A 1,287-nucleotide genomic window follows, 5' to 3' on the forward strand; every position below is an offset into this window, starting at 1 on the left:
TTGCTGGAGTCGGTAGACGACTACTTCTATCAGGCAATGGCCAAGGTCGTTCACCAGTGCGCCCCTAGCGATCTGACCAACGCCGCCACCCTCGAACAGGTCAAGGGCCGCGCCCCCGGCTTGTCCGAACACGCTCCACCGTTCGGCCAAACGGAGGCACGGGCGGAGCGCACCCTTGAACGCCCACCACCCTGAATAGCCTCCGCTCGTGAGTGTGGGGCAGCTCCACCGCCCCGCGCTCCCGAGCCCTCGGCGGCAAGAGTGGGATGACAAGGGCAAAGCCCTTGGTGTGAACACAACCCGCTGCACCAGCGGCGCTAACTGAAAACCTCGGCAAGTCGAGAACCCCACCCGGGCAAAAACGCGAAGTTTGCCCGTGTGGACCCGCTCGACCTGCTGAAAGGCAAAACCGCGCAATACCGCGCAACCAAGCGAGGAAACACAACATGGCACGCACCACTATGGAACTGGCATTCATCAGCGCTGAGCGCGTGAAGTTCGACAACGTGGATCTGGTCAAGCTGTACCTGGGCGACGAACCGGACGGCGAAAAGGACCTGGGCGTCTCTCTGCTCTCGATGCAGGTAGCAGAAGGCTCCCTGGATGAGGTGTGGGCCGCCTGCAAAGGCCTCGATGTGCTGGAGACCGTCCGCGTCACCGTAGAGATTGATCGCGGCTCCAAGAACGCGGGCAAGTTCATCGTCCTGCACGTCGAGTCCGCCAAGCCTGCTCAGGCCGGCAAGCCTGCTGCCCCGCAAGGCACCCAACAACAGCCCAAGCCGACCGGCACCCAGCCGGACGCGGCCAAGGCCTAACGGGAGGGCGCCGCCGTGCTGATCGTTGATCGCGTGCTGTGCGACTGCTGCGGGCAGCCCATGGGCCAGCTCTACAACCAGTCCGCCCCCCAGCCCGACCTGCTGCCCGATCTGAACAAGGCGCCCGACCTCGTTATCTGCCCCGACTGCATCGCCATGGCTGAGGTTGTTCTAGACCCCAGCCAGGCGGAGTAACCGAGGGCCTATGAATTTCATCGCCTGCGATGGGGAGTGGTCGGTTGGTGCCTCGGGTGAACTCCTGTGCACAGGCCAACTGGTATCCGTCGCAGACGCTGAAATGCAGGGCCTTACAGGCTCTGCGCTCACCTGGGATGACGTGTCCGAACTGCAAGGCGAAGCGATGATTCTCTTCTCTGTCGTGTTCGGGTTCCTCGTCCTGAAAAAAGTCCTGAAATCGAGGTAACAACCATGAAACACATCCGCACCCTGCGCCGTTCGCTCGGCGTTTGCG

Annotated in this window: 3 protein-coding genes and 1 pseudogene; all 4 read left to right on the forward strand. The window is 62.5% G+C overall.

Translation table 11 applies throughout. From position 1 onward, the window contains the following. Positions 1-195, forward strand: a pseudogene (locus PCLY_RS25095) (hypothetical protein); the annotation flags it as partial. A 251-nt stretch (positions 196-446) separates the two neighbouring features. Further along, on the forward strand, positions 447-815 hold the full coding sequence (locus PCLY_RS24250) for a hypothetical protein (protein ID WP_061243308.1): 369 nt from the start codon (positions 447-449) through the stop codon (positions 813-815). 15 nt (positions 816-830) lie between these two features. Then, positions 831-1,010, forward strand: a complete 180-nt coding sequence (locus tag PCLY_RS24255) for a hypothetical protein (protein ID WP_061243311.1) — start codon at positions 831-833, stop codon at positions 1,008-1,010. A gap of 10 nt (positions 1,011-1,020) precedes the next feature. Continuing rightward, positions 1,021-1,239 carry a hypothetical protein gene (locus tag PCLY_RS24260; protein ID WP_061243314.1) on the forward strand — a complete coding sequence of 73 codons (219 nt, stop codon included), beginning with the start codon at positions 1,021-1,023 and terminating at the stop codon, positions 1,237-1,239. Positions 1,240-1,287 lie beyond the last annotated feature (48 nt).

The organism is Ectopseudomonas composti (assembly GCF_001567565.1).
Lineage (GTDB): Bacteria > Pseudomonadota > Gammaproteobacteria > Pseudomonadales > Pseudomonadaceae > Aquipseudomonas > Aquipseudomonas composti_A.

What these genes read in the sequence shown, in the direction of transcription:
- PCLY_RS24250 (WP_061243308.1), top strand. Translation starts at nt 447, where the DNA reads ATGGCACGCACCACTATGGAACTGGCATTCATCAGCGCTGAGCGCGTG.
- PCLY_RS24260 (WP_061243314.1), top strand. Translation starts at nt 1,021, where the DNA reads ATGAATTTCATCGCCTGCGATGGGGAGTGGTCGGTTGGTGCCTCGGGT.